The 20,177-nt window shown below is 71.6% G+C and carries 15 protein-coding genes; 10 read left to right on the forward strand and 5 right to left on the reverse strand.

Features of this window, described 5'->3' with window-relative positions:
* The first annotated feature begins 504 nt into the window (after window positions 1-504).
* The 4 genes from G7072_RS00350 (at window position 505) to G7072_RS00365 (ending at window position 3,786) form a co-directional block, all read left to right on the forward strand.
* Window positions 505-951 carry a MarR family transcriptional regulator gene (locus tag G7072_RS00350; RefSeq protein ID WP_166083673.1) on the forward strand — a complete coding sequence of 149 codons (447 nt, stop codon included), beginning with the start codon at window positions 505-507 and terminating at the stop codon, window positions 949-951.
* Window positions 952-1,069: 118 nt separating this feature from the next.
* Entirely contained in the window at window positions 1,070-2,281 is a 1,212-nt protein-coding gene (fdhA, locus tag G7072_RS00355) for a formaldehyde dehydrogenase, glutathione-independent (protein WP_166083674.1), read from the forward strand.
* A 97-nt stretch (window positions 2,282-2,378) separates the two neighbouring features.
* Window positions 2,379-2,957, forward strand: coding sequence for a hypothetical protein (locus G7072_RS00360; RefSeq protein ID WP_166083675.1), 579 nt, complete (start codon window positions 2,379-2,381; stop codon window positions 2,955-2,957).
* Window positions 2,958-2,964: 7 nt separating this feature from the next.
* Window positions 2,965-3,786: a hypothetical protein gene (locus tag G7072_RS00365; RefSeq protein ID WP_166083676.1), complete on the forward strand. Its 822-nt coding sequence runs from the start codon at window positions 2,965-2,967 to the stop codon at window positions 3,784-3,786.
* A 33-nt stretch (window positions 3,787-3,819) separates the two neighbouring features.
* On the opposite strand, the gene G7072_RS00370 is transcribed toward G7072_RS00365, so the two are convergent.
* The 3 genes from G7072_RS00370 to G7072_RS00380 are packed head-to-tail and all read right to left on the reverse strand — an operon-like array spanning window position 3,820 to window position 8,751.
* A complete protein-coding gene (locus G7072_RS00370) occupies window positions 3,820-4,155 on the reverse strand; it encodes an antibiotic biosynthesis monooxygenase (RefSeq protein ID WP_166083677.1) in 336 nt (111 codons plus the stop codon).
* A 34-nt stretch (window positions 4,156-4,189) separates the two neighbouring features.
* Window positions 4,190-6,085 (reverse strand): translational GTPase TypA, encoded by a 1,896-nt coding sequence (gene typA / locus G7072_RS00375; protein WP_166083678.1) that lies wholly within the window; start codon window positions 6,083-6,085, stop codon window positions 4,190-4,192.
* A 53-nt stretch (window positions 6,086-6,138) separates the two neighbouring features.
* Window positions 6,139-8,751, reverse strand: a complete 2,613-nt coding sequence (locus G7072_RS00380; RefSeq protein ID WP_166083679.1) for a PxKF domain-containing protein — start codon at window positions 8,749-8,751, stop codon at window positions 6,139-6,141.
* Window positions 8,752-9,038: 287 nt separating this feature from the next.
* Here G7072_RS00380 and G7072_RS20160 point away from each other — a divergent pair, with 287 nt between their 5' ends.
* From G7072_RS20160 to G7072_RS00395, 3 genes are all read left to right on the forward strand, one after another.
* Window positions 9,039-11,159: a GAF domain-containing protein gene (locus G7072_RS20160; protein ID WP_166083680.1), complete on the forward strand. Its 2,121-nt coding sequence runs from the start codon at window positions 9,039-9,041 to the stop codon at window positions 11,157-11,159.
* A 92-nt stretch (window positions 11,160-11,251) separates the two neighbouring features.
* Window positions 11,252-12,034, forward strand: a complete 783-nt coding sequence (locus G7072_RS00390) for a 3-hydroxybutyrate dehydrogenase (RefSeq protein ID WP_166083681.1) — start codon at window positions 11,252-11,254, stop codon at window positions 12,032-12,034.
* 81 nt (window positions 12,035-12,115) lie between these two features.
* Complete coding sequence (locus tag G7072_RS00395) at window positions 12,116-13,480, forward strand: MFS transporter (RefSeq protein WP_166083683.1); 1,365 nt, start codon at window positions 12,116-12,118, stop codon at window positions 13,478-13,480.
* 112 nt (window positions 13,481-13,592) lie between these two features.
* On the opposite strand, the gene G7072_RS00400 is transcribed toward G7072_RS00395, so the two are convergent.
* Window positions 13,593-15,023: a cation:dicarboxylase symporter family transporter gene (locus tag G7072_RS00400; RefSeq protein ID WP_240917071.1), complete on the reverse strand. Its 1,431-nt coding sequence runs from the start codon at window positions 15,021-15,023 to the stop codon at window positions 13,593-13,595.
* Window positions 15,024-15,178: 155 nt separating this feature from the next.
* Between G7072_RS00400 and G7072_RS00405 the strand changes: the two genes are divergently transcribed.
* Window positions 15,179-16,768 carry a sensor histidine kinase gene (locus G7072_RS00405; RefSeq protein ID WP_206063232.1) on the forward strand — a complete coding sequence of 530 codons (1,590 nt, stop codon included), beginning with the start codon at window positions 15,179-15,181 and terminating at the stop codon, window positions 16,766-16,768.
* Window positions 16,765-17,475 carry a response regulator gene (locus tag G7072_RS00410; RefSeq protein ID WP_166083684.1) on the forward strand — a complete coding sequence of 237 codons (711 nt, stop codon included), beginning with the start codon at window positions 16,765-16,767 and terminating at the stop codon, window positions 17,473-17,475. The genes G7072_RS00405 and G7072_RS00410 overlap by 4 nt, the downstream gene beginning before the upstream one ends.
* Before the next feature lie 126 nt (window positions 17,476-17,601).
* Here G7072_RS00410 and G7072_RS00415 read toward each other — a convergent pair whose 3' ends face one another.
* Window positions 17,602-18,975 carry a cation:dicarboxylase symporter family transporter gene (locus G7072_RS00415; protein WP_166083685.1) on the reverse strand — a complete coding sequence of 458 codons (1,374 nt, stop codon included), beginning with the start codon at window positions 18,973-18,975 and terminating at the stop codon, window positions 17,602-17,604.
* A 116-nt stretch (window positions 18,976-19,091) separates the two neighbouring features.
* Here G7072_RS00415 and G7072_RS00420 point away from each other — a divergent pair, with 116 nt between their 5' ends.
* Window positions 19,092-19,856 (forward strand): Sir2 family NAD-dependent protein deacetylase, encoded by a 765-nt coding sequence (locus G7072_RS00420; RefSeq protein WP_166083686.1) that lies wholly within the window; start codon window positions 19,092-19,094, stop codon window positions 19,854-19,856.
* The last annotated feature ends 321 nt before the right edge of the window (window positions 19,857-20,177 follow it).

Here is a 20,177-nt window from a genome sequence, read left to right on the forward strand (position 1 = left end):
ACGGGCGCCGTCGGGCAGCTGCGTCCCACACCCCGAGCAGCCCGCCACCGGGTACCCCCCTTCGTCGAGGGCCACGCTAATCGAAACATGGTCTCGACGACGGTTGCTGCGCAACCTGCTCGACCACCGGGGGTGGTGAGTGGGGCACCGGGGTCTCGACGACGGTTGCTGCGCAACCTGCTCGACCACCGGGGGTGGTGAGTGAGGGTGGCACCGGGGTCTCGACGACGGTTGCTGCGCAACCTGCTCGACCACCGGTGGGGTCGGCCTGCTCGACCACCGTGCGGGAGTGAAGCCCTCGGCCGCCGCGGGCGGGCGGCGCGTGCGGCGGCCGAGGGGGACTGGAGGAGGGCTGTCGAGGTCCGACCGAGGGTGGAAGACCCTTCGCGCGCGGACCGGTCGTGCTCGCCCTCGTGGTCATATTCTGCCCATATCGGTGACGCACAATCAAGTTGCCCGCGAGTAAATGTCTCGCGCTCGCGTGGAGGTGGCTACTCTGATTTGGTGACCCGCTTCCGTGTCGACGACCAGCTGTGCTTCGCGTTGTACGACGCGTCGCGCGCCATCGTCGGCCGCTACCGGGAGGGTCTGGCCCAGCTCGGGCTGACCTACACGCAGTACCTCGTTCTCCTGCGGCTCTGGGAGACCTCGCCGCTCACCGTGGCCGACCTCGGCGACGCCCTGAACCTCGACAGCGGGACCCTGTCCCCGCTGCTGAAGCGGCTCGAGACCCAGGGGCTCGTGACGCGACGCCGGCTGCCGACCGACGAGCGGTCCGTCGAGGTCGCCGTGACCTCGGCCGGGCGCGACCTCAAGCCGCTGGCACGACGCGTCCAGGTCGACGTCGAGAACGCCACCGGACTGGACGGCGAGAGCATCACCGCGCTCCGCGACGACCTGCACGAGCTGGCAGCCGAGCTGCGCGGCGAGAACGACGAGCTCAGCGCCTGACGGGTTTGAGACCCGCGGTGGTGTGGCAAGTAAAGGACGTGGCGCGCGTCACACCTCGAGCACCGCGCCGCTCCTACTGAACGCCGCTCCACGCTCGGGAGCAGGACGGAGACAGCACATGTCAGGCAACCGGATCGTCGTCTACAAGGGCCCGGGTGAAGTCGCCGTCGAGAGCGTCGACTACCCCAAGCTGGAGATCCCCGCCGAGGTCGCGCAGGGGATGGGCATCAAGCAGGCCGCCCCGCACGCGGTCATCCTCAAGCTCGTCACCACCAACATCTGCGGCTCCGACCAGCACATGGTGCGCGGCCGCACCACCGCCCCCGAGGGCCAGACGCTGGGCCACGAGATCACCGGCGAGGTGGTCGAGGTCGGCGACGACGTGCTCTTCGTCAAGGAGGGCGACATCTGCTCGGTGCCGTTCAACATCGCCTGCGGCCGCTGCCGCATGTGCAACGAGGGCAAGACCGGCATCTGCCTCAACGTGAACCCGGCGCGCGCCGGAGCGGCGTACGGCTACGTCGACATGGGCGGCTGGCTCGGCGGTCAGGCGGAGTACGTCATGATCCCGTTCGCCGACTTCAACCTGCTGCCGTTCCCGGACCGCGACGCGGCGCTGGAGAAGATCCTCGACCTGACGATGCTGTCGGACATCTTCCCGACCGGCTACCACGGCGCCTACACCGCCGGGGTCACCACCGGGTCGACGGTCTACGTCGCCGGAGCGGGCCCGGTCGGGCTGGCAGCGGCGTACTCCGCGCAGCTGCTCGGCGCCGCCCACGTCATCGTCGGCGACATGCAGGCCGACCGGTTGAAGCAGGCGGAGAGCTTCGGCTGCTCCACCGTGGACCTGTCGTCGGGCAACTCGCTGGTCGACATGATCGAGCAGATCGTCGGCGAGCCCGAGGTCGACGCCGCCGTCGACGCCGTGGGCTTCGAGGCGCGCGGTCACGGGGAGGGCGCCTCCGAGGCGCCGGCGACCGTGCTCAACGACATGATGACGGTGGCGCGGGCCGGTGCCTCGCTCGGCATCCCGGGGCTCTACGTCACCGGCGACCCGGGCGCCGTCGACGATGCCGCCAAGGAGGGTCAGATCGGCGTGAAGCTCGGCCTCGGCTGGGCCAAGTCGCACGCCTTCGTGACCGGTCAGTGCCCGGTGAAGCAGTACAACCGCAAGCTGATGAACATGATCCTGGCCGACAAGGCGCACATCGCGAAGGCGGTCAACGCCAAGACGATCTCGCTGGACGACGCCCCCCGCGGCTACCAGGAGTTCGACGCCGGCGCTGCCACGAAGTACGTCATCGACCCGCACGGCATGGTCGCCTGACGCCGCACGTTTCGTCCGAGAGAACGTTCAGCTCCCCCTACGGTCGCCGTACGGGGGAGCTGGACGTTCGTGTGCGTGACATCGGGAGGGGTGAGCGGTGGAGCCGCTGAGGCAGGGGGACCCGGACGTGGTCGGGCGGGCGACGGCCATGACGGCCGTCGGCACGGACGTCGCGATCGCAGTCACGCGCAGCGCGGCGCCAGGACCGGAGGAGCGGGAGTACGTCGTCCCGCTCGGGTCGCGCGCGCTGAAGGTCCGCTGGCGCGACGACGGACTCGACGCGACCGCGCCCACGCGCTCCACCCTGCTGCCGACACGGTTGCGGCTGCAGCTCGGGACCGACCCTGGCGGACCCGTGCTGCGGGGCACGGCGACCAACCGCACGCCGTGGGTCTGGACCGTGCTGCTGGTGCCGCTCGCGGCGTGGTTCGTGGTGCAGCTCGTCGACGCCCTCGGTGACGGGTCGACGGCGCGCACCGTCACCTCCGGGCTCGTCCTGCTCGCGTGCCTCGTCGGGCTCGTCGTCGCCGGGACGCCCCGCTCCACCCGCCACGTCCGCACGCTCGACCTGGTCGACCTCGCGCAGGCCCTGTGGGAGCGCGACCCCGCGGATCGCGGCAGGGCTCCCGTCCGGACCGCCCGGCCCCCGCGGCGATCGCGGACGCGGCGGCGGTGAGCTGACGGTGACGGCCCGGGAACCGCTCCACCCGCGGCAGCTCGCCGGAGGGCCCGGCCCGGACCTGCACGCCGCGGCCGAGGAGATGCTGCTCGAGGGCGACGCCTTCGCCGTCTCGCTCGCGCACGCCACCCCACCGGCCGAGCGCGACTACACCGTCACCACCCTCATGGGGCGCATGCGCGTGCGCTGGGACGACTCCGGCGAGCTGCGCGCCGTGGCGTCGACCCCGCGGGCCGGCATGGCCACCCGCTTCCGCGGCCGGCTGTCGACCGAGGCCTCCGGCCCGGTCCTGCGCGGGACCTCCCACAACCGGTCGCACTGGTTCTGGCGGGCCGTGATCGCGCCGATCGGGGTGGGCTTCACGCTCGTCGCCGCCACCTCCGCGGTCGACGGGGTGTGGGGCGTCCTCGCCCTCAGCCTGGTCGTGCTGGCCCTCTGCGTGCTCGGTCACCACCAGCTCGGTCGCCGCGCCAGCACGGTCGAGCTGCAGTCGGCCCACCTGGCCGACCTGGCCCGCACGCTGTGGGACCGCGAGGGCTTCTCGCCCTTCGGCCTGGACCTCGACCTCGACGCAGCCGTCCCGGGTCCGGACGGGGAGACCCCGCGCGTGCGGCCGGTGACCGCGGCCGAGCGTGAGCTGCTCGACGAGGTCGTCCTCGCGCTGCGCGAGGCGGACGCGGCGGCGTGCCGGCGGGTCGTCGAGGAGTACGACCCCATGACGCCCGACGAGCTCGCCGACCTCTTCGCGACGTTCATCACCGAGGAGCTGGTGCCCGACGAGATCGTCGAGGCTGCGCGCGACGTACGCCGCCGTCTGGGTGGGTAGGCGACCCCGGACGCCGTACGCCGTGCGCTCGCGTCAGGGGCGCTCGAAGTGGCTGGCGTACGACGTCGTCCCGACCGCGATGGAGTACGTCGCGTAGTAGTCGGCGATGCCGTGGCGCTGCGCCTCGCGGTGCCTCGGGTGGTCGCGCCAGCCGCGGTGCGACGACTCGTCGGCGAAGGTCACGATCGTGGCGCGCTCGCCGTCGTCGGCGACGAAGAGCTTCGTCTCGACGAACCCCGGCATCGACCGCGCCAGCTCCACGACGACCGCCAGCTCGTCGGCGTACGCCGCCTGCATGGCCTCGTCGTCGCGCAACCGGTTGCGGAAGACGGTGACGACCTGGCCGACGGCGGGTGGGACGCGCTCCATGCCCACCATGGTGCCTCGTGGGTGAGGCCCGGCGTCAGCCGGACTTGCGGGCGCGGGAGGCGGTCTTGGCGCGGGCGTTGGCGTCGAGGACGACCTTGCGGATGCGGACCGTGTGGGGCGTGACCTCCACGCACTCGTCCTCGCGGCAGAACTCCAGGCACTGCTCGAGGCTGAGCTTGCGCGGCGGGATCAGCTTCTCGAAGTTGTCGGAGGTGGCGGACCGGATGTTGGTCTGCTGCTTCTCCTTGGTGATGTTGACGTCCATGTCGTCGGCGCGCGAGTTCTCGCCGATGATCATGCCCTCGTAGACCTCGGTGGTCGGCTCGACGAACATCGTGCCGCGCTCCTGCAGGTTGGTCATCGCGTACGCCGTGGCCGCACCCGAGCGGTCGGCCACCATCGACCCGTTGGCGCGCGAGCGGATCTCGCCGGCCCACGGCTCGTAGCCCTCGAAGACGTGGTGGGCGATGCCGGTGCCGCGGGTGTCGGTGAGGAACTCGGTGCGGAAGCCGATGAGGCCGCGCGCCGGGACCAGGAACTCCATGCGGACCCAGCCGGTGCCGTGGTTGGTCATCTGCTCCATGCGGCCCTTGCGGACGGCGAGGAGCTGGGTGATCGCGCCGAGGTATTCCTCCGGGGCGTCGATGGTCAGGCGCTCAGTCGGCTCGTGGACCTTGCCGTTGATCTCGCGCGTGACCACCTGCGGCTTGCCGACGGTCAGCTCGTAGCCCTCGCGACGCATCTGCTCGACGAGGATCGCCAGGGCCAGCTCGCCACGGCCCTGGACCTCCCACGTGTCGGGGCGCTCGGTGGTGAGGACCTTGATCGACACGTTGCCGATCAGCTCCTTGTCGAGGCGGTCCTTGACGAGGCGGGCGGTGACCTTCGAGCCCTTGACCCGGCCGGCCAGCGGGCTGGAGTTGGTGCCGATGGTCATCGAGATGGCCGGCTCGTCGACGGTGATGAGCGGCAGCGCGACCGGGTTCTCCGGGTCGGCCAGCGTCTCGCCGATCATGATCTCGGGGATGCCGGCGATCGCGCAGATGTCGCCGGGACCGGCCGACTCCGCGGGCAGGCGCTCGAGGGCCTTGGTGACCAGCAGCTCGGTGATCTTGACGTTCTGCTTGGTGCCGTCGCGCTTCATCCACGCGACCTGCTGGCCCTTGCGCAGGGTGCCCTCCTTGATGCGGACCAGCGCGAGGCGGCCGAGGAAGGGGCTGGCGTCGAGGTTGGTGACGTGGGCCTGCAGCGGCGCGCCCTCGGTGTGGACCGGGGCGGGGATCGTCTCGATGATCGTGCGGAACAGCGGCTCGAGGTCCTCGCTGTCGGGCATGCCGCCGTTCTCGGGCATGGTGGTCGACGCGCGGCCGGCCTTCGCGCTGGCGTAGACGACCGGGAAGTCGAGCGCGTCCTGCGAGTGGCTGTCGTCGAGCAGGTCCATGAACAGCTCGTAGGTCTCGTCGACGACCTCGCTGATGCGGGCGTCGGAGCGGTCGACCTTGTTGACCACGAGCACGACGGGCATGTCGGCGTTGAGCGCCTTGCGCAGCACGAAGCGGGTCTGGGGCAGCGGGCCCTCGGAGGCGTCGACGAGCAGCACGATGCCGTCGACCATCGACAGGCCGCGCTCGACCTCGCCACCGAAGTCGGCGTGGCCAGGGGTGTCGATGATGTTGATGGTCATCGGCTCGCCGCCGGTCGCCTCGGCCGCCGCCGGTCCGGCGTACGCGACCGCGGTGTTCTTGGCGAGGATCGTGATGCCCTTCTCGCGCTCGAGCTCGCCGGAGTCCATGGCGCGCTCGTCGACGTGGGCGTGGGCGCCGAAGCTCCCTGCCTGCCAGAGCATGGCGTCCACCAGGGTCGTCTTGCCGTGGTCGACGTGCGCCACGATGGCGACGTTGCGGAGGTCGGAGCGGGTCTTGTTCGGCACCGGCCGAGTCTACGGTGACTTTTCGGCCGTCCTGACCACGGGCGTGACCTGCCTCACCGCAGGGCGACCGTGACGTAGCGGGTGGTCCCGTCGTCGAGGCGGGCTCCGATCCGGTACTCGTAGCCCGCGGCCAGCTTCTTGGTGGACCAGTCGAACTGCCAGCGGTCCTTCTTGCGCAGGAAGGCGGATCCCGTGGTGCCCGGGGCCGACGGCACGCTCTCGTTGACGCGCGCCGTCGTCGGGTTGCGGCGTTCCGGCGTCACCCACCGGGGTGCGTCGGCGGGCGTGATGACGGTGCCGTCGGCCCGGCGCAGCACGAACGAGACCGGGACCGTGTCGCCGGCGCGGAAGACGCTCAAGGGTGCGGTGGGACTGGTCCTCGGGTCGTTGATCGGCTGACCGAAGCCGTCGAAGCGGTAGACGACGTCGTAGTCGGCCGTCGCCTGTGCCGTGTTCCCGGCACGGTCGGTCGCCGTGGCCGTGCTCGTGAACGAGCCGGTCCCGTTGCTGCGTCCACCCGTCGTCGAGGTCGTGCAGGGGCCGGTGAGCCCGGACAGGACGTCGGAGGCGGTGCAGGCGAGGAGCGGGACACCCCCGACGACGTACGTCGCGCCCGACGCGCGGCCGGTCAGAGTGACGACAGGCGGTGTGCGGTCGATGTCGATGCCTTCGACGGTGCCGGTGGCGCAGTTGTCCGCTTGGTCGCAGACCTCCTCGGAGGTGGTGCTCAGGTCCCCGCCCTCGCCGGTGAGGACCGTGTCGGGCGGGTCGGAGACGTCGGACTGGTCGTCGGTCGCGGTCCAGGCAACCGTGACGTCGTCGTCGTACCAGCCGCTGGCGTTGGGCTCGCTGGTCGCCGTTCCTGTGACCTCGGGCGGCGTGGTGTCGCGCGGCGTCGTCACCTGCGCCGGACCGCCGGGGTCGACGATCCTGCCGTTGGCTTCGCCGTCCGCGTCCCCGATCCCACCATCGGTCAGCCGGACCACGAGGTGGTCCTCGACGAACGCCACCCGGTCGCGCGGCAGCAGGGACCACGTCCGGGTGTCGGGGTCGTACTTCGCGTAGTCGCTGACCCTGGGGACTGCCGACTTGTGCAGGCTGATCGTCTGGGTCGAGCCGACCGGGATGTCCGCCACGGTGAAGGACACCAGACCAGCGGGCAGGAACACGCCCTCCGGCGGCTCGGCAACGTCGGCGAGGTCCAGCGTGGAGACGTCGAGGAGGGTGGACTCGTCGGGCCCCACGACGGTCAGGAAGCTGGACGGGTCCCGTGGGTTCGGGTCCTCGCCATTGATGGGCAGGGTCGTCACGTGGTCCTGCAGGTAGTCGAACACCCCGTCGCGGTTGCCGTCCCCGGACTCCGGCCCCAGGGCCTCGACCTGTGCGTCGACCCCGTCCGCGTCGACTGCCGCGTCCGGGTCGCCGTGGATGAGCGCCTCGGTGTCGGTGAAGTAGGTGACGTCGCCGCCATCGGGACCGACGGTGACGGGCCGCGACGTTCGCCAGACATCCGGGTCCGGGAACCTCACCCGGCAATAGGTCGCATTCGGCAGAGCCTCGAGAGTGACGTCCGGTCCGACGGCTGTGTGAGCCAGACCTTCGCGATTCGCTCCACTGAAGCGGGAGCACTCCATCTCGATCGGGATGCTGCCGTCGCCGGCCGGATCGACGACGTACACCTGCAGCGGGACCGTGTCGACGCTCAACGTCACATTCTCCGCGTCGCCAGGGATGGTGCGTTCGAGGTCCATGCGGGTGTTGGATCCGCGAGCGCTGGCGCTGATCGATCCGGCGCCGACGGGTGCGCGCAACGAGAAGGCGCCGGTAGCGGTGTCGATATCCGTGGAGGCCAGCGATCCTTCGCTGTTGGTCACGCTCACCGTTCCCGAGTCGATCGCTCCGAAGGGGAAGTCGACCGTGCCAGACACAAGTCGGCTGGCGAGATCGAACGAGATCTCGTTCGGGACGGTGTCCCCAGGTTCCATGGAGAAATGCCGAAACCGGGATCGGACGCCGTCGTCACTCGTGGCCCCCACGCGACAGTCCGCCCAGTCGGTGATGGCCACATAGAGGGTGAGTGGGGTGCTCCCCGAGACGGTCCATGACGAGGAGACCTCAAGGACGTAGCCGTTGTCCGTGTAGCTGCCTTGCTCACAGGCGACGGTCGCGGAGCCTGAGACGGGCTGCTCGGCGCTTCCGCCCAGCGAGACCGTGAAGGACTCCATCGGCGCCTCGATCACCGGTGACCTGCCTGACTCGACCCAGAGTGAGGCAAGGAACTCCGCTCGGTTCGGAAATCCCTCTGGATCGCCCGGGAACGACAGATTGACCCGCGCGAGGTGCCAACCGGGGTCCGCTGCGAAGCGGAATTCACCGCTCGCGGAGAGCTGAGCGCCAACCCCCGTGGGCTCGATACCGAACTCGGTGTACTCCACCAGACTGATCGACCCGGAGTCGAGGGGGCCGCCGATCCAGGTCACCGTGCCGTCGACCGTGACGGGTCCGGCGGCGTGGGCGGGCGGTCCGAGCAGAAGGAGGCTCGAGCTGACGATCAGGATCAGGGCGATGAGTCTGTTCTTCATGGGGACCCCCGTGAGGCTCACGGGCGGGCGACCGCCGGCCCGTGCAACCCCTCCACAGAACGCCTGTGGCCGGTCCGTGGCCACCGCCCTATGTCCCGCGTGGTCCGGGACTTGTGTCGGCGCCCGTGTCCATCAGGGACAGATGTGGCCCGGAGCACCTGTAGTGGTGCTCTGCCACGTGTCATCAGTGGCCCGGAGGTCACGTGCTTGGCAGCGACGGGTCCGACGGACGTGCAGTTCGGCCGAGATCGGCACTGTTCCGGGCGCCAGGGGCCGAACTGCACGTCCGACGGTCCGCACCGGCGGGAGCACACCGCGGTCGAGGGCGGCAGAGGACCTCCGACGGCCAGCGGGCGGACTAGGTTGAGGCCGTGTCCGCGTTCCTCGACCTCCTCTACGCCGGGGCGGACGAGTCGGCGTTCGACCGGGTCGTGGCCGACGCCGTGCGCGACGGGGTGAGCGGGCAGGACCTCGCCGACCTGGAGCGCCAGCGCGACATGGCGGTGCGGCTGCGCGAGCAGATGGAGCGCCAGCGCAGCCGCGAGGCCGAGCTCACCGCGCTCTACGAGACCGCCAACGACCTCATCGCGATCCGCGACGTCGACGCCATCCTGGCCGCGATCGTGCGCCGTGCCCGGCAGCTGCTCGGCGCCGACATGACCTACCTGTCGTTGAACGACGAGGCCGAGGGAGCCTCCTTCATGAAGGTCACCGACGGGTCTGTGTCAGCGGAGTTCCGCAACCTCCGGCTGCCGCTGGGGACCGGGCTGCTGGGCCTGGTGGCGCAGACCGGCGCGCCATACCACACTGACGACTACCAGCACGACAGCCGCTTCGTGCACCGCGAGTACATCGACCACGCCGTCAACGACGAGGGGATCCGCGCGATCCTCGGCGTGCCGCTGCTGGTCGAGGGCACGGTCATCGGCGCCCTGCTGGCCACGCACCGGACCGTGCGCGCGTTCCCGCCGAGCGAGATCTCGCTGCTCACCTCCTTCGCTGCGCACGCCGCTGTCGCGCTCGAGAACGCCCGGCTCTTCGAGGCCACCCGGGCCGCCCTGGCGGAGCGCGACGAGACCAACCGACGGCTCGAGGCCCAGACCGCCGCCGTCAGCTCCGCCGCCGCCGCCCACGACCGGCTGACGTCGGTCCTCCTGCTCGGCGGGGAGGTCGCCGACGTCGCGGCCGCGCTCGGCGACGTGCTCGGTGGGCGGGTCAGCGTGTACGACGTCGACGGCCGGGTCGTTGCAGCCGGGACCGACGTCGACGGCCGGGTCGTCGCAGCCGGGAGCGACGGCGCGGGCGGGGAAGGCGGCGCGGGCGGGGAAGGCGGCGCGGGCGGGGAAGGCGGCGCGGGCGGGGAAGGTGGCGCGGGCGGGGAAGGTGGCGCGGGCGGGGAAGGCGGCGCGGGCGGGGAAGGCGGCGCGGGCGGGGACGGCGGCGCGGCCGGCGCGGGCGGTGCGGGCGGCGCGGCTCACGGGTCGGAGGACGTCGAAGCGTGGGAGCCCGGTCTGGCCGCGGCGGTCGAGGACGCCCGGGGCTCCGGGCGCGCCGTCGACGCCGGGCGTGGCGTCTGGGTGGCCGCCGCGCTGGCCGGTGCCGAGCACCTCGGGTCCGTCGTCATCCGCGACGTGCTGGCGCCGCTCGACCTCAGCGCCCGGCGCACGCTCGAGCGCGGCGCCATGGTGACGGCGCTGGTGCTGACCTTCAACCGGTCGGTGGCCGACGCCGAGGAACGGCTGCGCGGCGACCTGCTCACCGACCTGCTGGCGGGGGAGGAGGTCGACCGGGCCCGCCTGGCCGGCCTGGAGCGGCGCCACGAGGTCGACCTCGACCGGCCCCTCGCCGTCGTGCTCGCCGTGGTGGGCGCCGACCTGCCGGCCCGTCCCTCGCAGCGCCGCCGGGTGGCCGAGGCGGCGTCCCGGTTCGCCGCCGACCACGACGGGCTCGGCGGGGCGCACCAGGGCCGGGCGGTGGTCGTCGTACCGGACACCGACGACCGGCTCGCGCTCGCTCGCGACCTGCACGCCCGGCTCTCGGCGCTGGACCTCGGGACGGTCACCACCGCCGTGGCCGGTCCGGTCGCGGGCGCTGCTGCGGTGGCCGGCGCCCGTGCGGAGGCCGACGAGGTGCTGCGCACGCTGCTGACGCTCGGGCGGGCCGGCGAGACCGGCGACGCCGCCGGGCTCGGACTGGCGCGACTGGTCCTGGGCCACAACGGACCCGACGAGCTCGCCGACTTCGTGGCGGCGACGCTCGGACCCGTCCTGGAGTACGACGAGCGCCGGGGGACCGAGCTGCTCGCGACGCTGGAGGCGTGGTTCGCCGACGGCTGCTCACCCTCGGCGGCCGCCGCCCGCCTGCACGTGCACGCCAACACCGTCACCCAGCGGCTGGACCGCATCGGGTCGCTGCTCGGGGACCGCTGGCGGGACCCCGACCGCGCCCTCGAGCAGCAGCTCGCCCTCCAGGTCCACCGGCTGCGGCGCTGAATCGCGACATGTGTTCCCACCACACTCAGAAGGGGGGCGAGTGTGGGTCCGAACACATGGAAGGTGACGTCGACCATCCCTAATCTCGAGGGATGCCCGATTCCTCCCCTCTCCCTGCGCCGACGCCCGACGCCCTGACCGGCCGCACGGCGCTGGTCACCGGCGCCGCCAGCGGCATCGGCCGCGCGGTGGCCCACCGGCTGAGCGCCGCCGGCGCCCACGTCGTCGCCCTCGATCGCGACGAGGCCGGGGTGAAGGCGCTCGCCGCCGACCTCGGCTGCGACACCCTCGTGGCCGACCTCGCCGACCCGGCGGTCATCGACGACCTCTCGCTCGGCGAGGTCGACATCCTCGTCAACAACGCCGGCCTCCAGCACGTCGCCGCCGTGGAGGACTTCGACCCCGACCGGTTCCGGCTGATCCAGGCCGTGCTGCTCGAGGCGCCGTTCCGCTTCGCCCGCGCCGTGCTGCCCGGCATGTACGACCGGGGCTGGGGGCGGCTCGTCCACGTCACCTCCGTCCACGGGCACCGCGCGTCGGCCTACAAGGCCGGCTACGTCAGCGCCAAGCACGGCCTCGAGGGGCTGTCGAAGGTGATCGCGCTCGAGGCCGCCGGCCGGGGCGTCACCAGCAACACCGTCGCCCCCGGCTACGTGCGCACGCCGCTGGTCGAGGGCCAGATCGCCGACCAGGCGCGCTCGCACGGGCTGCCCGAGGAGGACGTCCTCGACCAGGTCCTGCTGGCCCGCACGCCCGTGAAGCGGCTCGTCGAGCCCGACGAGGTCGCGGCCGTCGTCGCGTTCCTCTGCGGCCCGGGCACCGACTCGATCACCGGCACCTCCCAGCTCATGGACGGCGGCTGGACCGCCGCCTGAGCCGGCCCGCGCTCGCCTTACCCCCCGCACGCACGCACGCCACCCACGCACGGCACCACCCCCTCACACCAGGAGATGCACATGAGCACCACCACCGGGGCGCACCAGCCCCCCGAGACCGAGACGTCAGGACCGGGCATCGTCAAGGTCGTCTTCGCGAGCCTCATCGGCACCGCTGTCGAGTGGTACGACTTCTTCCTCTACGGCTCGGCCGCCGCGCTCGTCTTCGGGCAGCTGTTCTTCCCCGAGGGCGACGAGGTCACCGGCACCCTGCTCGCCTTCGGCACCTACGCCCTCGGCTTCGTGGCGCGGCCCTTGGGAGGGGTCGTGTTCGGCCACTTCGGCGACCGGGTCGGCCGCAAGAAGATGCTCGTGACCTCGCTGCTCATGATGGGGGTCGCGACGTTCGCCATCGGCCTGCTGCCGACGTACGCCACCATCGGCATCGCCGCGCCGATCCTGCTGCTGGTCTGCCGGCTCGTGCAGGGCTTCGCCGTCGGCGGCGAGTGGGGCGGCGCGGTGCTCATGGCCGCCGAGCACGGCTCGGACGACAGGCGCGGCTTCTGGTCGTCGTGGCCGCAGGCCGGCGTCGCGCTCGGCAACCTCTTCGCGACCGGCGTGCTGTTCCTGCTCGCGCTGGTCCAGAGCGAGGAGACCTTCGAGGCCTGGGGCTGGCGCATCCCGTTCCTGCTGTCCGCGGTGCTCGTGATCATCGGCCTCTGGGTCCGACTGTCCATCGAGGAGTCGCCGGTCTTCAAGGAGGCGCACGCCCAGATCGAGGAGAAGAAGGACACCGCCCGTCACATCCCGATCGTCGAGGTCTTCAAGAAGTACCCCCGCGAGGTCTTCTCCGCCATGGGCATGCGGCTCGCGGAGAACACGTCGTACTACATCTTCACGATCATCGTCATCACGTTCGTCACGACGTACGACGACCAGGAGCGCGGGCCGATCCTGCAGGCGCTCCTCATCGGCTCGGTCGTGCACTTCATCTGGATCCCGATCGTCGGGCTGCTCTCGGACCGCATCGGCCGCAAGCCGCTCTACCTCGCCGGTGCCGTGGGCGTCGCGGTGTGGACGTTCGTGTTCTTCCCGCTCGTCGAGAGCGGCGAGCCGGGCAAGCTGACCCTCGCGGTCGTCGTCGGCCTGATGCTGCACGCGCTGATGTACTCCCCGCAGGCGGCGTTCTTCTCCGAGCTGTTCGGCACCTCGGTGCGCTACACCGGTGCGTCCGTCGGCTACCAGCTGGCCTCGATCCTGGCCGGTGCGATCGCGCCGATCGTGGCGCTGGAGCTGCTCGGCTCGGTCGAGGAGTCCAACACCACCGCGGTCGGCATCTACGTCACCGTGACGTCGGTGCTGACGATCATCGCCGTGCTGGCCGCCAAGGAGACCCGCAACTCCTCGCTGCGCCACGACCGGGTGCTGGAGCACTCCGACCGCTGAGGGCGGTTTCCCACGGTATGCAGACGAATTGACACTCCCCATGGGCCACAACCCATGGGGAGCGTCAGTTTTCCTGCATACCGTGGGAAACCGGGGCCGGTCCCGGTCCCGGTCAGACCGTGGCGGGCGTCTTCGCCTCGCTCTGCGTCGGCACGGCGACCGGGGCCGCCACGGCGTCGGTGACGGTCTCGGCGCGCTCGTCGAACGAGCCGTGGTCGTCGAGCATCGTGGTCTCGTCGAACGGGTTGCGGCCCGAGAGGACCTCGCGAATCCGGTCCTTGTCGAGGCTGTCGGTCCACGAGCCGATGACCACGGTGGCGACGGCGTTGCCGGCGAAGTTGGTGACCGCGCGGGCCTCGCTCATGAAGCGGTCGATGCCGACGATGAGGCCGACGCCGTCGACCAGGTCGGGCCGGTGGCTGGCGAGGCCGCCGGCCAGGGTGGCCAGGCCGGCGCCGGTGACGCCGGCGGCGCCCTTGGAGGCGATGATCATGAAGACCAGCAGGGAGACCTGCTCACCGATGCTCAGCGGGTCGCCCATCGCGGAGGCGATGAACAGCGACGCCATCGTCAGGTAGATCGCGGTGCCGTCGAGGTTGAACGAGTAGCCGGTCGGGACCACGACGCCGACGGTGCTCTTCTCGACGCCGGCGTGCTCCATCTTGGCGATCAGGCGGGGCAGGGCCGACTCGGAGGACGAGGTCGAGACGATCAGCAGGAACTCACGCCCCAGGTAGCGCAGCAGCGAGAAGATGTTGATGCCGGTGGTGACCTTGAGGACCGCGGCGAGGACGCCGAAGACGAAGACTGCGCAGGTCAGGTAGAAGGCCAGCATGATCACGGCCAGGCTCTTCAGGGCGTCCATGCCGGTCTCGCCGACGACGGCCGCGATGGCGGCGAAGGCGCCGACCGGGGCGAGCCACATGATCATGACGAGCACGCGGAAGACGACGCGCTGGATGTGCTCGACGCCGCGCAGGACCGGCTTGCCGGCCGCGCCCATCGCCTGGACCGCGAAGCCGACGAGCAGCGCGACGAGCAGCGTCTGCAGGACCGAGCCCTCGGTCAGCGACGACAGCATCGAGGTCGGGATGATGCCGAGCAGGAACTCGGTGGTGGTCTGGTGCTCGGCCACCGCGCCGGCGCCGGCCGCCGCGACCTCGCCGTTGATGTTCAGGCCCTCACCGGGGTGGATCAGGTTGCCGACCACGAGGCCGATGACGAGCGCGAAGGTCGACATCGTCACGAAGTAGCCCAGCGCCAGCCCGCCGACCTTGCCGACCTTGGCCGCGCTGGCCACCGAGCCGACGCCGAGCACGATGGTGCAGAAGATGATCGGGCTGATCATCATCTTGATCAGCGCCACGAACGCCGTACCGATCGGCTTGAGCGCCACCCCGAGGTCGGGGGCGGCGAAGCCGACCGCGATGCCGAGGGCGACGGCGACGATGACCGCGATGTAGAGGTAGTGGGTGCGGTCGCGCTTCGGCGCACCGGAGGCGGGTCGCGCGGTCGGCGACGGCCGGGACAATGAGCTGGACACGGGAACCTCCGGGGTTCGGGGTGGTGGTCTGACTGGTTCACTGTCGGGCAGGCTGTGACCCGGGTCACCCTTGTGTTCGTTGAGTTCATGACGGGCGTCACAACGGCCGTACGTCGAGGCAGGCGGGAGCCCGGCGCGGAGGAGCGGAGGAGCGCGTGGAAGGTCGGCGTACGGCGCCGCGCTCGTCGGTCGCGCGCCAGGTGTTCACGCTCCAGCTCGTGGTCGTGGGCGCGCTCGTCGTGATCGCGACGGCGCTGGCGTACGTCGACGCGCGCGCCTCGCTGCTCTCCGACGCCCGCACCCGCGCCGTCGACATCGCCCAGACCGTGGCGGACTCGCCCGCCGTCGTGCGTGCCCTGCGGACCCCCGACCCGATGACGCGGATCCAGCCCTTCGCCGAGCAGGTCCGTCGCGACACCGGCACCGACTTCGTCGTGGTGATGGGCCTGGACCGCACGCGCTACTCGCACCCCAACCCCGCGCTGCTGGGCAAGCCGTTCATCGGCGACCTCGGGGGCGCGCCCGACGGCGAGGTCTTCACCCAGGAGGCGACCGGGACGCTCGGGCCGTCGATGCGCTCGGTGGTGCCGGTGGTCGACGACGACCGCGTGGTGGCGCTGGTCTCGGTCGGCATCACGCTCGACAAGGTCTCCGAGGCCGTGTGGGAGCGCGTGGCGCGGCTCGCCGTCGTGGCGGTCGGCCTGCTGGCGCTGGGGACCGCGGGCGCGTGGCTGATCAACCGGCGGCTGCGGCGGCAGACGCACGGGATGGGTGAGCAGGAGATCACCCGGATGTACGAGTTCTACGACGCGATGCTGCACGCCGTCCGCGAGGGGCTCGTGCTGCTCGACACCGACGGCCGGCTGCAGCTGGCGAACGACGAGGCGGTGCGGCTGCTCGGGCTCCCCGCCGACTGGCGCGACCGGACGCCGGCCGAGCTGGGGGTGCCGGCCTCGCTCGCCGGGGTGCTCGGCGACGGCCGTGAGCGCGACGACGAGATCCACCTGGTCGACGACCGCGTGCTGCTCGTCAGCCAGGGGCCGGCGACCTGGGACGGTCGTGTCCTGGGGTCGGTGGTCACGCTGCGCGACCACACCGAGCTGACGGAGGTGTCGGGGCGGCTCGACACCGTGCAGCAGCTGACGGACACGCTGCGGGCGCAGACCCACGAGGCGGCCAACCAGCTGCACACCGTGGTGTCGCTCATCGAGCTCGGCCGGCCCGAGGAGGCTGTCGGCTTCGCGACGTCTCAGGCGCGGGCGGCCCAGGGTCTGGCCGACCGCGTGCACGGGGTCGGGGAGGAGCCGGTGCTCGCGGCGATCCTGCTCGGCAAGACCGGTGTCGCGTCCGAGCGCGGGGTCGAGCTCAGCATCGCGGAGGGGTCGGCGGTCGAAGGGCTGCCGTTGGAGGCAGGAGAAATTGTCACGGTGGTAGGAAACCTGTTGGACAACGCGTTCGACGCGGTGGCGGAGCAGCCGGAGCGGCGCGTGGTGCTGCGGATCGAGGCCGACGCGCGGTGGTTCGCCCTCGACGTGTCGGACAACGGTCCGGGGCTCGACGCCGAGGCCGCCGAGCGGGCCTTCGAGCGGGGCTGGTCGACCAAGCCCGGCGAGTCGGGGGTGGGCCGCGGGCTCGGCCTGGCCCTGGTGGCCCAGGTGGTGCGGCGCCACGGCGGGACCATCGAGGCCGGCCGCTCGTCGATGGGCGGCGCGGTGTTCTCGGTCCGCATCGGGGACGAGCCGTGAGCGGGGGACCCGGCAGCGAGCCGCGCGGGATCGGCGTACTCGTGGTGGAGGACGAGGAGATCGCCGCCTCCGCGCACGCGGCGTTCGTCGAGCGGGTTCCGGGCTTCCGCCTCGTCGGGGTGGCGCGCTCGTGCGCCGACGCCCGCCGGATCCTTCGGCGCGAGCCGGCCGACCTGCTGCTGCTCGACATGCACCTGCCCGACGGGCACGGCCTCGACCTGCTCGCGCAGCTGCGCCTCGACGGCCACCTCAGCGACGCCATCGCCGTGACCTCCGTGCGCGAGCTCGAGGTGGTGCGCCGCGCGGTGTCGCAGGGCGTCGTGCTCTACCTGCTCAAGCCGTTCACGTTCGCGGGGCTGCGCGCCAAGCTCGAGCAGTACGCCGACTACCGCTCGCGCCTGCGGACGACGAGCACCGACGTGGTGCAGGGAGAGATCGACCAGCTGCTCGGGGCGCTGCGCACCGCTGACGGCGGAGCCGGGCTGCCCAAGGGCATGTCGCCGGAGACGCTGGGACTGGTGACCGAGCGGCTGCGCTCCGCTGGTGCCGCGATGTCGGCGAGCGAGGTGGCCGAGGAGTGCGGGGTGTCGCGGGTGACCGCGCGCCGCTACCTCGAGCACCTCGAGGAGACGCGGGTGGTCGAGCGACGTCCCCGGTACGGCGGCGGTGGCCGCCCGGAGGTGGAGTACCGCTGGCTCTCGCGTTGAGCGTGGGGGACCCGTCGGTTTCCCAAGGTATGTCGGCAAACTGGCGCTCCCCATGGCGTCGGGAGCATGGGGAGTGCCAGGTTGCCGTGGGGAGCAGCGTGATCCGCGGCGTACGCCCGCCCGCGGCTAGCGGTCCGCGACCGCCTTCTCGGCCTCGGAGTGGTCGTCGAGCATGGTCTGCTCGTCGAAGGGGTCCTGGCCGTCGAGGACCCGCTGCAGCCGGTCCTTGTCGTAGGAGTCGGTCCAGTGGCCCACCAGGATCGTGGCGACCGAGTTGCCGGCGAAGTTGGTCAGCGCGCGGGCCTCGGACATGAAGCGGTCGATGCCGACGATGAGACCGACGCCCTCGACCATCTCCGGGCGGTGGCTGGCGAGGCCGCCGGCGAGGGTGGCGAGGCCGGCGCCGCTGACGCCGGCGGCGCCTTTCGAGGCGATGATCATGAACAGCAGCAGGGAGATCTGCTCACCGATGCTCAGCGGGTCGCCGAGCGCCTCGGCGATGAAGAGCGACGCCATCGTCAGGTAGATCGCGGTGCCGTCGAGGTTGAACGAGTAGCCGGTCGGGACCACCACGCCGACCGTCGTCTGCTCGACGCCGGCGTGCTCCATCTTGGCGATGAGGCGGGGGAGCGCGGACTCCGAGGAGGACGTCGAGAGGATCAGCAGGAACTCGCGGCCGAGGTACTTGAACAGCGACCAGATGTTGATGCCCGTGACGACCTTGAGGATCGCGCCGAGGACGCCGAAGACGAACACCGCGCACGTCAGGTAGAAGGCGAGCATGACCATCGCCAACGACTGCAGGGCGTCCCAGCCGGTCTCCCCGACGACCGCGGCGATGGCGCCGAACGCGCCGATCGGGGCGGTCCACATGATCATCGACAAGATCCGGAAGATGACCCGCTGGAGGTGCTCGATGGTCACCAGCACCGGCCGGGCGGCCCTGCCCATCGTCTGCAGGGCGAAGCCGAAGAGCAGCGCCACGAGCAGGGTCTGGAGGACCTCGCCGTCGGTCAGCGCGGAGAAGAGCGAGGTCGGGATGATGCCGAGGATGAAGTCGGTGGTCGACTCCTTCTCCGCGACCTGGGCCGCGCCGGCCGCCGCCGACTCTTCGGTCAGGTTGATGCCGTCACCGGGCTGGATGATGTTGCCGACCACGAGGCCGATGGCGAGGGCGAACGTGGACATGGTGAGGAAGTAGGCGAGCGCCAGGCCACCGACCTTGCCGACCTTGGCCGCGCTGGCGACCGAGCCGACGCCCAGGACGATGGTGCAGAAGATGATCGGGCTGATCATCATCTTGATGAGCCCGATGAACGCGTCGGCCAGCGGCTGCAGCTTCACCGCGAAGTCGGGGAAGAGGAAGCCCACGGCGATGCCGAGGACCACGGCGATGATGACGCCGATGTAGAGCCAGTGCGTCTTGTCCCGCTTCTTCGGGGCGCCGCTGGACCCGCGGGAGGGATCCGGGTTCGTGGGGTCGTCCTGCGAGGTGCTCATGCCATGCCTCCGGGGCCACGCCGCGCCCCCGTGGGCCACAGCCGTTGATGTCCGTTGCCCCGTCGTCGTCGCCGCGAAACCCGCGCGGCTCGTCGTACGGCTCGTAGCGTGGCTGCATGGACACCCTCACCGACCTGCTGCGCGAGGCCGCGGTGGTGGTCGGCTTCACCGGCGCCGGCGTGTCCACCGAGTCCGGCATCCCGGACTTCCGCTCGCCGGGCGGGGTGTGGACGCGCTACGACCCGCGGAGCTTCGAGCTCGACCGGTACGTCGCGGACGCGTCGGTCCGGCGCGAGTCCTGGCAGATGCGGCGTGAGTTCTTCGCGACCTCGGTGGCGCCCAACCCGGCCCACCGGGCCTTCGCCGCGCTCGAGGGCGCCGGCCGCTCACCCGGCGTGATCACCCAGAACATCGACGGCCTCCACCAGGAGGCGGGGTCACGGCGGGTCGTGGAGCTGCACGGGACGGCGCGCGAGGTCATGTGCCTGGGGGAGCGGCCCGTCGGTGCTCCGGACGGGTGCGGCTGGCGGTCGCCGTACACGTGGGCCTTCGAGCGGCTCGACGCCGGGGAGGACGACCCGCGGTGCCCGCGGTGCGGCGGGCTGGTGAAGTCGGCGACGGTGTCGTTCGGGCAGCAGCTGTTCCCCGGCGTGGTCGAGGAGGCGGTCGGGCTCGTGGAGCGGGCCGATCTCCTGGTGGTGGCGGGGTCGTCGCTGCAGGTCTACCCGGCTGCCGCGCTGCCGCTGCACGCGCTGGACCACGGGGCCAGGCTCGTGATCGTCAACGACGAGGAGACGCCGTTCGACGACGTCGCGGACCTCGTGGTGCGCGGCCGCGCGGGCGAGGTCCTCGGTCCGGCCGTGACCGCCGCGCTGTCCTGATCCGCTCGGAGGGGGCCGACGGACGTGCAGTTCGCGGTTCCTGGCCCCGCAGCCGGCCGATCTGTGCTGAGCTGCACGTCCGTCGGCCCCCTGTGGAGAGCGAACCCGCCGCCGCAGCGAAACTGTGACGCTGTCCCCGTGCACCCGGTGGAAGCCCTCACCCGACTCGGCGGCACCGCCGAGCGGTCGGTCCTGCTGCGGGTGACCTCACGCAAGCAGCTCGAGCGGGCGCTCGGCCGGGGCGAGATCCAGCGGGTCGGGAGGGGCCGCTACGCCTTGCCGACGGCCATGGTGGGGCTGAAGGTAGCTCGGCGACTGACT

This window comes from Nocardioides sp. HDW12B, from assembly GCF_011299595.1.
In the GTDB taxonomy this organism is placed as follows: domain Bacteria; phylum Actinomycetota; class Actinomycetes; order Propionibacteriales; family Nocardioidaceae; genus Marmoricola_A.

Excerpts from the sequence above, each read along its gene's own strand:
- fdhA (WP_166083674.1), top strand. The coding sequence starts at position 1,070 with ATGTCAGGCAACCGGATCGTCGTCTACAAGGGCCCGGGTGAAGTCGCC.
- G7072_RS00370 (WP_166083677.1), bottom strand. The coding sequence starts at position 4,155 with ATGGAGCGCGTCCCACCCGCCGTCGGCCAGGTCGTCACCGTCTTCCGC.
- G7072_RS00390 (WP_166083681.1), top strand. The coding sequence starts at position 11,252 with ATGCCCGATTCCTCCCCTCTCCCTGCGCCGACGCCCGACGCCCTGACC.
- G7072_RS00395 (WP_166083683.1), top strand. The coding sequence starts at position 12,116 with ATGAGCACCACCACCGGGGCGCACCAGCCCCCCGAGACCGAGACGTCA.
- G7072_RS00415 (WP_166083685.1), bottom strand. The coding sequence starts at position 18,975 with ATGAGCACCTCGCAGGACGACCCCACGAACCCGGATCCCTCCCGCGGG.
- G7072_RS00420 (WP_166083686.1), top strand. The coding sequence starts at position 19,092 with ATGGACACCCTCACCGACCTGCTGCGCGAGGCCGCGGTGGTGGTCGGC.